General features: G+C 63.8%; 10 protein-coding genes. 7 read left to right on the top strand and 3 right to left on the bottom strand.

Annotation, left to right across the window (positions count from 1 at the left end):
• Positions 1-35: 35 nt before the first annotated feature.
• Positions 36-785 (top strand): leucyl/phenylalanyl-tRNA--protein transferase, encoded by a 750-nt coding sequence (gene aat / locus ACZZ0O_RS16660; protein WP_463591303.1) that lies wholly within the window; start codon positions 36-38, stop codon positions 783-785.
• A 79-nt stretch (positions 786-864) separates the two neighbouring features.
• Positions 865-1,083 carry a translation initiation factor IF-1 gene (gene infA, locus ACZZ0O_RS16655; RefSeq protein WP_002813418.1) on the top strand — a complete coding sequence of 73 codons (219 nt, stop codon included), beginning with the start codon at positions 865-867 and terminating at the stop codon, positions 1,081-1,083.
• 389 nt (positions 1,084-1,472) lie between these two features.
• Here the strand turns inward: infA and clpA are convergent, their stop codons facing one another.
• Together clpA and clpS are read right to left on the bottom strand one after the other, a co-directional pair.
• Entirely contained in the window at positions 1,473-3,755 is a 2,283-nt protein-coding gene (gene clpA, locus ACZZ0O_RS16650) for an ATP-dependent Clp protease ATP-binding subunit ClpA (RefSeq protein ID WP_055854392.1), read from the bottom strand.
• 142 nt (positions 3,756-3,897) lie between these two features.
• Complete coding sequence (gene clpS / locus ACZZ0O_RS16645; RefSeq protein WP_016901748.1) at positions 3,898-4,218, bottom strand: ATP-dependent Clp protease adapter ClpS; 321 nt, start codon at positions 4,216-4,218, stop codon at positions 3,898-3,900.
• Between the two features lie 250 nt (positions 4,219-4,468).
• Here clpS and ACZZ0O_RS16640 point away from each other — a divergent pair, with 250 nt between their 5' ends.
• The 5 genes from ACZZ0O_RS16640 to ACZZ0O_RS16620 all read left to right on the top strand — a co-directional run bounded on the left by ACZZ0O_RS16640 (position 4,469) and on the right by ACZZ0O_RS16620 (position 8,386).
• Complete coding sequence (locus ACZZ0O_RS16640) at positions 4,469-4,927, top strand: NUDIX hydrolase (protein WP_463591302.1); 459 nt, start codon at positions 4,469-4,471, stop codon at positions 4,925-4,927.
• A complete protein-coding gene (mnmA, locus tag ACZZ0O_RS16635) occupies positions 4,924-6,060 on the top strand; it encodes a tRNA 2-thiouridine(34) synthase MnmA (RefSeq protein WP_463602943.1) in 1,137 nt (378 codons plus the stop codon). Before ACZZ0O_RS16640 ends, mnmA begins: the two co-directional genes overlap by 4 nt.
• Complete coding sequence (gene hflD / locus ACZZ0O_RS16630) at positions 6,060-6,674, top strand: high frequency lysogenization protein HflD (RefSeq protein WP_055854405.1); 615 nt, start codon at positions 6,060-6,062, stop codon at positions 6,672-6,674. Before mnmA ends, hflD begins: the two co-directional genes overlap by 1 nt.
• 147 nt (positions 6,675-6,821) lie before the next feature.
• Positions 6,822-8,012, top strand: coding sequence for a methyl-accepting chemotaxis protein (locus ACZZ0O_RS16625; protein WP_055854408.1), 1,191 nt, complete (start codon positions 6,822-6,824; stop codon positions 8,010-8,012).
• Between the two features lie 86 nt (positions 8,013-8,098).
• Positions 8,099-8,386, top strand: coding sequence for a hypothetical protein (locus ACZZ0O_RS16620; protein ID WP_055854412.1), 288 nt, complete (start codon positions 8,099-8,101; stop codon positions 8,384-8,386).
• A 1,462-nt stretch (positions 8,387-9,848) separates the two neighbouring features.
• Here the strand turns inward: ACZZ0O_RS16620 and ACZZ0O_RS16615 are convergent.
• The gene (locus ACZZ0O_RS16615; RefSeq protein WP_193552856.1) at positions 9,849-12,635 is read right to left on the bottom strand and encodes a bifunctional diguanylate cyclase/phosphodiesterase; all 2,787 of its coding nucleotides are present in this window, start codon (positions 12,633-12,635) and stop codon (positions 9,849-9,851) included.
• Positions 12,636-12,647 lie beyond the last annotated feature (12 nt).

The raw sequence follows: 12,647 nt of genomic DNA, 5'->3' as shown, positions 1-12,647 counted from the left end.
GCTCCACCCGCATGCCGCACCGCTAGACTCACCCCATGTCGCGCGCCCTGCCCCACTTGCTGTCACCGGACCCTGCCAGTCCGTTTCCTCCGGTCGAACACGCTTTACGCGAGCCCGACGGCCTGCTCGCCCTCGGCGGCGACCTGCACCCGCAACGCCTGCTCAACGCGTACGCGCAGGGCATCTTTCCGTGGTTTTCGGAAGGGCAACCGATCCTGTGGTGGAGCCCGGACCCGCGCATGGTGTTCCGCACCGATAGCGTGCGCCTGTCGTCGCGCTTCAAACGGCAGCTGCGCAACTGCAACTGGACCCTGCGTGCCGATACCGCATTTGCACAGGTCATTGCCGCGTGCGCGTCCAGCCCGCGTCCCGGGCAGGACGGCACCTGGATCACCGCGCAGATGCAGGCGGCCTATCTGGAGTTACACCACCGCGGCCACGCCCACTCACTGGAAGTGTTCGATGGCGCGCGCCTGGTCGGCGGCATCTACGGCGTGGCAGTCGGCAAGATGTTCTTCGGGGAAAGCATGTTCAGCGCTGTCAGCGGCGGCTCGAAAGTGGCGTTAGCCGCTCTGGCCGCCGACCTGCATGCGCGCGGCTGGCCGCTGCTCGATGCGCAGGTGGAAAACCCGCACCTGCTCAGCCTGGGTGCGCAACACATGCCACGCCCGGAGTTTGTGCAACACGTGCAGCGCCAGGTTGCCCTGGTGGAACCGGCCGGCAGCTGGTCCGAACGCTACGGCGAGCGGCCCGTCACGGCGCTGGGTGAAGCCCGCTTAACATAAAATTTGCACCACGGGGAGATGGAGCGTAAAATGCCGTCCCTTACGGCCCCTCCGGGCCAGCTTTGATTGCCAGGATTACATGTCGAAAGACGACTCCATTGAATTCGAAGGCAGCGTCAGCGAGACGCTTCCCAACACCACGTTCCGGGTCAAGCTGGAAAACGGGCATGAAATCATCGCCCACATCTCCGGCCGTATGCGCAAGAACTACATCCGCATCCTGACCGGCGATCGGGTCAAGGTTGAGATGACTCCGTACGACCTGACCAAAGGCCGTATTACCTACCGCATGAAGTAAGCGGTTCTGGTGCTGAGACGCAAGGCGGCCAATGGCCGCTTTTTGTCGTGCCTGTGATTTTGCAGGTTGCTGGTGCCGTGACTCATCACGATGTGGCGCGGGCTGCAATCCGCTGACGTGCGTATCCACGAACCCGCATCGACCACGCGCGCGCAGGCATTCGCACGTCAAACTCGGGCGTGCGCCGATACACCAGCACCCTTGCCGTTTTCTTGCTCGCCATAGCGCATTGCGGGGTTCAACAGATGCGAGGCGCTCGACGGCTTATGGGGCGTTGGGGCTAACTGGCTGCTCGCACAGACAGCATCGCGCACCCTCTCCCGGACATAAAAAAAGCCGCTCATTCGAGCGGCTTTTTTATTCCAGAACGCATGAATCAACTGCGTCGATCAGTCGACGGTTGCCGGCAACAAGCGCTCCGGCTCCGGATGCGCTTCCACCACCAGCTCGCCATCCTTGACGTCGATATTGACCCGCCCGCCCTCTACCAACTTGCCGAACAGCAGCTCGTCGGCCAGCGGACGCTTGATCTTCTCCTGGATCACGCGCGACATCGGGCGTGCGCCCATCAGCGGATCGAAGCCGTGCTGGGCCAGCCAGTCGCGCGCGGTCGGGGTGGCCGACAGCGAGACGTGCTTTTCCTGCAGCAACATTTCCAGCTCGATGATGAACTTGTCCACCACGCGCAGGATGTGGTCGAAGCCCAGCGCCTGGAACTGCACGATCGCATCCAGACGGTTGCGGAACTCAGGAGTGAACCCGCGACGGATCGACTCCATCGCGTCGGTGGAGTGATCCTGCTTGGTAAAGCCGATCGAGCGACGCGATGCCTGCGTGGCACCAGCGTTGGTCGTCATCACCAGGATCACGTTCTTGAAGTTGGCTTCGCGCCCGTTGGTGTCGGTGAGGATGCCGCGGTCCATGACCTGCAATAGGATGTTGAAGATGTCCGGATGCGCCTTCTCCACCTCGTCCAGCAACAGCACGCAGTGCGGCGTCTTGACGATTTTCTCGGTCAGCAAACCACCCTGATCGAAGCCGACATAGCCCGGAGGCGCACCGATCAGGCGGCTGATCGAATGCGCTTCCATGTACTCGGACATGTCGAAACGCACCAGTTCGATCCCCAACTGCAATGCCAACTGCTTGGTCACCTCGGTCTTGCCCACACCGGTGGGGCCCGCGAACAGGAAGTTCCCAATCGGCTTTTCCGGGTTGGCCAGACCAGAACGGGCCAGCTTGATCGAGCCGGCCAGCGTCTCGATCGCCGGGTTCTGCCCGAAGATCACCATCTTGAGGTTGCGCTCCAGATGCTGCAGCACGTCCTTGTCGGTGGCGCTGACCTGCTTGGCCGGAATGCGCGCCATCTTGGCGACGATGGTTTCGATCTCCTCGATGTCGATCAACTCCTTGCGCACGCCCTCGGGCAGCAGTCGCTGACGCGCGCCGGCCTCGTCCATCACATCGATGGCCTTGTCCGGCAACAGACGGTCGCCAATGTGCTTGACCGACAGGTCCACCGCCGCCTGCAACGCATCGTCGGCGTAGGTGACGCCGTGGTGCGCCTCGTACCTGGGCTTGAGGCCCTGCAGGATCTCGAAGGTTTCACCAACGGTCGGCTCGACAATGTCGATCTTCTGGAAGCGCCGCGCCAACGCCCGGTCTTTTTCGAAGATGCCGCGGTATTCCTGGAACGTGGTCGAGCCGATGCAGCGCAGCTCGCCCGACGCCAGCGCCGGCTTGATCAGGTTGGAGGCGTCCATGGTGCCGCCCGAGGCCGACCCGGCGCCGATGATGGTGTGGATCTCGTCGATGAACAGCACCGCATTGGGCACCTTCTTCAACGCGGTCAGCACGCCCTTCAGGCGCTTTTCGAAGTCGCCGCGGTACTTGGTGCCGGCGACCAGCGCGCCCAGGTCCAGCGAGAAGATCACCGCGTCGGCGAGTACTTCCGGCACGTCGTTGTCGACGATGCGCTTGGCCAGGCCCTCGGCGATCGCGGTCTTGCCCACACCCGCCTCGCCCACGTACAGCGGGTTGTTCTTGCGCCGGCGGCACAGGACCTGGATGGTGCGCTCGATCTCATCGGCGCGGCCGACCAGCGGGTCGATCTTGCCGTTGCGCGCCTGCTCGTTGAGATTAGTGGCGTACTCGGCCAGCGCATCGCCCTTGGCCTCGCCCTCCCCGCCCTCGCTCTTAGGCTCGCCATCGGACGCGGACGGCTGCTCGCCGTCTTCGCCCAGCTTGGCGATGCCGTGGGACAGGTAATTGACGATATCCAGGCGGGTGATGTCCTGCTGATTCAGGAAATACACCGCGTGGGAATCCTTTTCGCCGAAGATGGCGACCAGCACGTTCGCGCCGGTGACCTCTTTCTTGCCCGAGGACTGCACGTGGTAGACCGCGCGCTGCAGCACACGCTGGAAGCCCAGGGTCGGCTGAGTGTCGCGGCCATCGTCTTCGGCCAGGCGCGAGACCGAGGCCTCGATCGCCTGTTCCAGGTCGTTGTGCAGCCGCAGCTGATCCGCACCGCAGGCCTTGAGCACGGCTTGCGCGGAAGGGTTGTCCAGCAGCGAGAGCAGCAGGTGCTCGACGGTCATGAACTCATGACGCGCCTCGCGTGCTCGCTTGTAGCACTGGCCGATGGTTTGCTCTAGGTCTTTGCTGAACATTGGTAACTCCGAACGGCTGTTGCCAACAATATGCGGCTTTTGTTGGGATTTTCCACAACCCTATCGGATAGGCATGTTCAGACGGCGTTAGCACGTGATTGCAGCCACACTGTTGCGCTGCTGGAATGATCCCGCTGCCAGCTCAGGTCTGTTCCATCGTGCACAGCAGCGGATGCTGGTTCATGCGCGAAAACTCGTTGACCTGCGCTACCTTGGACTCGGCCACTTCGCGGCTGTAGACCCCGCAAACGCCGCGTCCACGGGTATGGACGTGCAGCATGACCTGGGTGGCCCGCTCCAGATCGAGGTTGAAAAACTGCTGCAGCACGGTCACCACGAAGTCCATCGGGGTGTAGTCGTCGTTCAGCAGCAGCACCTGATACCGCGGCGGTGGCGCCACTTCAGGCTTGCTGGCTTCGACCGTGAGGCCATGATCGTGTTCGTGAGATGTCTTCCGGGGCATCCGGCCATTATACGGTTCATCGCCGCGCGCATTGGACGATTTGCGCCGCGGCCCGCACAATTTGTCTCCGATTCCCCGGCTGGCCCTTGATGACCGATACCCCGACCGCGCTGCGACAGGCGCCGTCTGCTGCAGCATCCCTTCATGCCCGCGCGCGCCTGGCTGCACTGCGGTGTTGCGCCGCCCGCCCGTGCACCGATGCGGTGACCGATGCAATGGCCGGCCTGTCGCCCGCCCAGGCGCTCGACCGATGAGCACGCCCGAACAGCGCTGGCACCCGGATGTCACCGTGGCCACGGTGGTGGTGCGCGACGGCCGATTTCTGCAGGTGGAAGAAACCATCGCGGGCCGGCTGTTGTTGAACCAACCCGCAGGTCATCTGGAGCCGAACGAAAGCCTGCTGGACGCGGCCGTGCGCGAAACCCTTGAAGAGACCGGCTGGGACGTGCGGCTGACCCACTTCATCGGCACCTACCAGTGGGTGGCGCCGAGCGGCCAGTGCTTCCTGCGCTTCGCCTTCGTTGGCGAGGCGGTAACCCATCACCCGGAGAGCCGCCTGGATACCGGTGTGGTGCGCGCGCTATGGATGACACCGGATGAATTGCGCGACGCGCCCGAGCGGCTGCGTAGCCCGTTGGTGTGGCAGGTGGTGGCCGACTTTCTGGCCGGGCAGCGTCACCCGCTGGCGTTGGTGCAGCACGTCGCATGAGTACGCCGCGTATCGTGGTAGGCGTGTCGGGTGGCGTGGATTCGTCGGTGGCGGCATGGAAACTAGCGCAGCAAGGCGAGCCGATCGCCGGGTTGTTCATGCAGAACTGGGCCGACGACGGCAGTGGCGATTGCCGCGCCGAAGACGACCGTCGCGATGCGGTGGCGGTGTGCGGCGTGCTGGGTATCCCGTTCCACTTTCGCGATTTTTCCGGCGAATACTGGAGCGGCGTGTTCGAGCACTTTCTGGCCGAATATGCCGCCGGACGCACACCCAACCCGGATGTGTTGTGCAACCGCGAGGTCAAGTTCAAGCATTTCCTGGACGCTGCCCAGGCGCTGGGCGCCGAGCGCATCGCCACCGGCCATTACGCGCAGGTGGCCCACAGCGGCGGACGCTGGCGGCTGCTGCGTGGGGCGGACCGTGGCAAGGACCAGAGCTATTTCCTGCACCAACTGGGGCAGACCCAACTGGCCGCGACCCTGTTCCCGATCGGCGATCTGGAAAAGAGCACGCTGCGCCGTATCGCCCAGGACGCCGGTCTGCCGACCCACGCCAAAAAGGATTCCACCGGGATCTGCTTCATCGGCGAGCGCGACTTCCGCGAATTTCTGGGGCGCTACCTGCCCGCCCGCACCGGTGAGATCCGCGACCCGCAGGGGCAGCGTATTGCCGACCATCCGGGGGTGTTCTATTTCACCCTGGGTCAGCGCGAAGGCCTGAACATCGGCGGCGTGCGTGGCCGGGCAGCAGCGCCCTGGTACGTGGTGGGCAAAGATGTGGCCAGCAACGTGCTGTATGTGGATCAGAACCGCGACAGCCCCTTGCTGCAATCGCGCTGGCTGCAGTCCGAGCAAGCCCATTGGGTGACCGGCGCACCGCCTGCGCGCCGCTTCAGTTGCACTGCGCAGACACGCTACCGGCAGCCGGACGAGCCGTGCACGGTGGACGTGCAGGACGATGGCAGCGTGCAGGTGTGGTTCGAGCGGCCGCAGCGGGCGGTAACGCCCGGGCAGTCGCTGGTGCTGTACGACGGCGAGGAATGCCTGGGCGGTGCGGTCATTGCCGCCACCGATGCGCCGCTGGAACGCCAGCTGGCGGGATTTTCTTTTTCCTCTGAGGGTGTGGCTTGATGAGTGTTTCCATGGAATACCGCGTGCTGGCGCTTGCCGGTGTCGCCCAGGCCTTGCAGCAGGTGCGGCGGATCGCCGAAACCGGGCATTCGGAAGCGGCGACGGTGCGCACCGCCATGGACAGCGTGTTCCGGGTGGACGCGGCCTCGCCAGAGGCCGTTTACGGCTCGGCTGAGGCGGTGGCGCCCGGTCTGCGCCTGTTGCACAACTACTTCCGCAACCAGGCTCAGGACGACGTGCTGCCGCGCCTGGCGCTGGCGGTGCTGCAACTGGAGCGCCGTTTCGTGCGCGACACCACCACCGTGTCGACGGTGTCCAACGGCATTGAGGCAGCCGCACGCCAGGCGCAGAACCTGAACGACAGCGCTCATCCGGATGTGCTCAGTTCGCTGGGCGGGCTGTACGCGCAGACCATCAGCCACCTGCGCCCCAAAGTCATGGTGCAGGGCAACCCGCATTACCTGGGCCAGGCAGGCGTGGTCGCGGAAATCCGCGCTTTGTTGCTGGCGGCAGTGCGCTCGGCGGTCCTGTGGCGGCAGATGGGGGGCAGCTTGTGGGACTTCCTGTTCGCCAAACGCGCGATGAGCGAAGCGGTGGACCGCGTGCTGCGCTGAGTAGCCCAAACAAGGCGGTTTCAGGCGCCTATAACGGGCGCTAGCGTGCGCCGTCCGCAAGCGCATGGGCAAGACGATATGGCGATCGTCGCTAAAGACAACGGGGGTATTGCCGATACAGCAACCGTGACTCTGCCGAGAACGCCCATGTATTCACGTCCACTCATCCGTCTAGCCGCTCCTTTGGCTCTGACCTTGCTGTTTCCCTTCGCTGTCGGATTCGACTGGCCCGCCTCGGTGCGCTGGGCGATCCTGGCGACCATGACCCTTAGTTGGTTGGTTTTCGCTGCCTGGGTGACGTATTCCCAGTTCCGGCGCAACCCGGACCAGACCCGCATCCTGCGCGAGCAGGACCAACTGCTCAACGAACTGCGTACGTTCGTCAGCAACGAAGTCGATGGTTCGCGCTCGGAAGTTGAGCGTGCCCGCGAACTGATCCGCCAGGCCGTGTCCGGTCTTGGTGGCAGCTTCGAATCGATGAACCGCAAGTCGCGCCAGCAAAGCCAGGCACTGGCCCGCATCGTCGACCGCGCAGGTGACGATGGCAGTGCCGGCGTCGACGTCGCCCGCTTCGCCCAGCACGCCAGCTCCCGCATGGAGCAATTGGTGGAAGCGCTGGAACAGGTGAGCGGCCAGAGCACCAACACCGTCCATCACATCGATGAGATGGCACAGCATCTGGATGGCATCTTCGCGTTGCTGGAAGACGTCAAGTCGATCGCCGACCAGACCAACCTGCTGGCGTTGAACGCCGCCATCGAAGCAGCACGTGCCGGTGAAGCCGGTCGTGGCTTCGCGGTGGTCGCCGACGAGGTGCGTAACCTGTCCGAACGTTCCACCACCTTCAACGAACAGATCCGCAAGCTGGCACACAGCTCCAAGGAATCGATCGCCAAGGTGCGTGAAACGGTCTCGCAGCTGGCATCGCGTCACATGGACCGCTCCCGCGAGGCGCGCCATGAATCGGCCGCCATGCTGGAGAACGTCGCTCAGATCAACGCCTCGTTGGGCGATGGCATGCGCGAAATCTCCGAGTGCGCTCGTTCCATCGATGGCAGCGTGGCCGAAGCCGTCCGCGCCCTGCAGTTCGAGGACATCGCCACGCAGACGTTGAGCGGCATCCACACCCACCTCGATCGCCTCACCGCGATCAACCGTGAGGCGGTGGCGCTGCAGGAACTGCTGCATCGCAATGGCGGCGTGTACGACAGCGACCTGGTTGCGTCGCTGGCCAAGGTGTCCAGCCGTCTGCGCGACATGCGTGTGGAGTGGGAACGCCCGCCGCACAAGCCGGTCGCACAGCAGGGCATGGGTGCCGGCACGGTCGAGTTGTTCTAAGACCGATGTCTGCCCGCAGCTTCTGATCCCGACATTCCCCGGCTTTCCGGGGATTTGTCGTTCCGTAACGACCCGGTGTTCCGCTCATGACGCTCCTTGCCCCCACCATCGATACCGACCCCACTGCCGCATTGCAGGCAGCAGCCTTGGCCACCGCCCATGCCGAGCGCATCGCGCAAAGCGAAGCGGCCAGGCCGGTGCTGCGGCGGGTACGGTTGCCGGCCGCACTGGAACGGCTGGAGCTGGCCGCCCGCGCGGAAATCAAGGCGTTGATCAACCCGCGCCGCGATTGCAGCGAAACCGACCTGCTGTTCGCGACCGTGGCGTGGGACCTGGGCCTGGACGGCGCCGCCGTCGGCGCGTCGACACGCTGATCCCGTCAACGGCGGGGCGTGCCTCGGCAGGCGCCCCGCCGGTTGTTTTGAACTGCCCGATCTCAGGCTTTCCAGCCAACCGCACCGCTCGGCGTACATCTAGGCCCTAGTGCCGTACGCGCGCAACGTCCATCACCGCGCTGCCATGCTTGCGTCCGAATCAGACGGCTGGCGATGGCGCTGTCGGCAATCGCATTGCATGAGTGGACGTGTCGGAATCAGCGCCACTAGCGCGGCACGCATCTGTGACCGACGATGCCTCGCTATGCCACCCGCGCTCGATTAGGGCCTGCTCGCCTCACGAGTACGATGGTGACGCATGCAGGCTGTCGAAGCGCTGGCGTTTGCTTGATACCCTGCCCCATAGTTTCCATATCGGCTTCGTGACATGCACATACTTCCGGCAGCAGACGCAGCGTAGCGTGCCTGCGGCGGTCGGCATGTCGGCATGTCGGCATGTCGGCATCGGCAAGGGTTCATCGAATGCCTTCAACAGGCGGTTTCTAGAGTCTTCCAGTTCCGCCATCTAGCCGTGCACAGGACCTGGTCCGGAGGCTCTACCACGATGCATTTTCGGTAAAGATCATGCGCCGGTATGCATGCGTTGGTGGAGTGGTGATGGCGTGTGACTCTGGCAGTGTCGTACACAAGCAGGCGAGCCTGGCGAATCACGTATTCACGATGTGCCCGACCAAGGCGCTTGTACGATAACTGCCAGGGCGCGCGTAGCGTACTTTTGCCAGCACTTCCGAAACTCTTGCTGGCTCCATCTGCCTTTTGTAGGTAGCTGAAATTTTGTACGATCCAGTCACCGGCTTGAGACGCGGTGCAATGACGGCATCGGTTAACTATGAAAAATTTCGGCCTTGCGCTGTGTTTGATTCTTTGTCTGGTCGCTTGCGAATCGCGACGGATTGCCTCCGCGATCCAGGCTGAATTGACGGATACGGGAAAAGTCGATTTGGCACAGGTCGCGCCGGGAAAGTGGGATCGGGTGTGCATCCTTGGCCCATATTCCACTGACGAAGATGCTGCTTGGTTAGTCGGAGCGCCCTGGTCGTTACGCGGCAACTCATCGGCGTGGAACAGCGACGGCGTGTCTGCCCTGCTCTTCGTCCGTGGTCAAACCGTCCTATCGTCAGTCGATGTGTCTCGTGCTCATGGCGACTTTCCCGTCAATCCGACACGTGTTTTCCACGTGAGAAGGCTCGGTTCGTGCGCTCATCGGGCAGCAAGACACTGATCGCGGCGGCTGACTGACCAGCACTTCCGTGATCCAGAACGAACGATTGATTTCGCCGTCACCGTGCCTTGAGCAGCGTATGGCTCTTCTGACGTTCAACGTGCAGTTGCTTGGCGACTGGAACAAGCCGGTCACTTTTGCAAACCGGAACTCAGACCGATGGAACCTGCATCGCCGTACGACGCCGGCAGATGGCCGACGGCAGCGGCATGACCGGCTTCAGCTGGCGATCACCAAGCGCGCACCCAGCCGCATGCCGGCTTCGGCTTCGCGCAGCCACTGCGCCATGTCGCGCGGCGACAACGGGCGCGAGTAGAAATAGCCCTGGATCTCGTCGCAGCCTTGTTGGCGCAGCAAGGCATCTTCCTGCACGGTCTCCACGCCTTCGGCGACGACCTGCATGCCTAGCGCGTGGCCCAGATGCACGATGGCCTGGGTGACCTCGGCGGTGTTGGCGTCGTCGAGCATGCCCTGTACGAAGCTGCGGTCGATCTTGAGGCGCTGCACCGGGAAGCGGTTGAGGTAATGCAGGTTCGAGAAGCCGGTGCCGAAGTCGTCCACCGCCAGCAGCACACCGTTTTGCTCGAACAACTCGAAGCAACGGCGCAGCGAATCCGAATCGCGAATCAGCGCCGACTCGGTCAATTCCAGTTCCAGCCGCGATGGCGGCCAGCCGTTGTCGCGGCAGATTTCCAGCACGCGCTCGGCAAAGCCGCGTTCGCGCAACTGCACGGCCGAGACATTGACCGCGATGCGGCTGAAATGCAGCCCGGCGCGATCCCAGACCACCGCCTGGCGGCAGGCTTCACCGATCACCCATTCGCCCAGACGCACGATTTCGCCGCATTCTTCTGCGATCGGAATGAATTCGACCGGGCTGCACGGGCCATGGCCAGGGCGATTCCAGCGCATCAGCGCTTCGATCGCCGGCGATGCGTCGCCCACGGTGTTGACCAGCGGCTGGTAGACCAGCGTGAATTCTTCGCGCTCGAGCGCACCTTGCAGTGCATGCTCGAGCTCCAGCCGGCGCTGCGCACGCAGCAGCACATCCTGGCTGTAGTAATGGAAGGTGTTGCGACCGGATTCCTTAGCCGCGTACATCGCCGCATCGGCGGCGCGCAGCAGGCTGTCGAAGTCCGAAAGACCCTCTCCCTGCAGCGCAATGCCGATGCTGGCACCGAGCTTGAGGGTGACATGGTCCTTGCGCAGCGGTTCGCCCAGCGCGCTGATCAACTTGCGCGCCACGTGGCCGGCATCTTCCGGCTCGGAAAGATCGCGCAGCAGCACGATGAATTCGTCGTCGCTGAAGCGGCCGAACAGATCGCTGTTGCGCAGATGCTGATGCAGGCGCGCCGAAGCGAGCTTGAGCAGGTTGTCGCCGGTGGCATGGCCGAACGAATCGTTGATGCTCTTGAAGCCATCCAGATCGATCAGCAGCATGGCCAGCACCTGGCCGCGCTCGTGCGCTTCGCGGATCGCGTTTTCTGCCTGCTCGCGCAGCAGAAAACGGTTCGGCAGGCCGGTCAATCGGTCGTAGTGCGCCAGCAGCTCGATGCGTTCGTTGGCTTCGCGCTCGCGGGTGACATCGCGGAACAGGGCGACAAACCGCGGCGGCAGCCCTTCACGGCGATCCAGCTCGATCAGCACCTGCACCCAGATGCGTTGACCGGAGTTGCGATAGAAACACAGTTCCAGCTGCTCGGGCAGACCGCCATCGGAAATGCGCAGCAGCGCCGCTTCGAAGGCGTCGCGCGAATCCTGGGTGTACAGCGCAAGCGCCTGCTCCAGGGTGATGTTTTCCTTGCGCAAGCCGTGGATGCGGTAGCACTCCTCGGTCCACTGCATGCGACGGGTGTCGACTTCGATTTCGCAACCGCCGATCTTGCCCAACGCGGACACGCGATTGAGCAGTTCGGTACGCCAGCGGATCAGGGCATCGGTCTGCCGCTGCTCGGTGACGTTCTGCAACTGGCCGAGCACACGCACCATGCTGCCATCGCCATCGAACACCGGCTGCGCCCAGACCCGCAGATGATGCGGATTGACGCCGAGCAGGCCGTTGACCTCCAGCTCGAAATGCACCGGCAGGCCTTCGTGCTTGATCTTGCGCCAGGCCCCGCGCAGTTGCGCCACCGAAGGCCGTGCGAGCAGACGCAGGAGGTCGCGAACGCCATGCAGGCGCAGCTGGGTCATGCCGAGCTGCTGCAGGAAGTCCTGCGATATCCACAGTTGGTCCTTCAGCGAATCCCAGCTCCAGCTGCCCATGCTGGCAATACGCTGAGCCTCTTCGAGCTGGGCCTGCTGCTCGCGCAGCTGCTGCTCGAGCAATTTGTGGTGATGCACGTCGGTATGGGTGCCGACCATGCGCAGCGGGCGGCCATCGGCGGTGCGCGAGACCACGCGACCGCGATCGAGGATCCAGCGCCATTGGCCGTCGTGCTGGCGCAGCCGGAATTCGGCTACATAGGTATCGGTGCGCCCATCCAGATGGGCCTGGACGGCTGCGCTGACCTGCGCGTGGTCGTCGGGATGAATCAATCCGGACAACGCGGTGAGATTGTTCGGCAGCGGTTGCTCGGAATAGCCGAGCATGCGAGTCCAGCGCTCGGAGCGGTACACCACGTCGGCGGGGATATCCCAATCCCACAACCCGTGATCGGCGCTGTCCAGGCCCATTTCCCAGCGGCTGGTGCCATCGGCGCCCATCGGCTCGGGAATGCTCAGGGTGAAGGCCATGACCTTGCCGTGCTCGTCGCAGACCGCGCGCAGCCAGCCTTCCAGCCGTCCGCCGCCCGTTCCCGGCAACACGCAGGCCGCCATGCCGCCGCTGTCGGCCACCTGGGCGCGACTGCTCTCCAGCACTTCGGCATACGCACCAAGGGTTGCCGGCAGCCCGAGGGACTGCGCAACGCTATTGGCCGCCAGGGGCTGGCCATGCGCATCCAACAACACCACCGCTGAGGTCAGCGGGTGCTGCAGCATGCTTGCAATGACGCCTGAGTCCACTCTGGAACACTC

The sequence above is a fragment of the Xanthomonas sp. AC360 genome (assembly GCF_979258225.1).
Note: the sequence above shows the minus strand (reverse complement) of the source record. Positions and strands in the feature narration are given on the sequence as shown.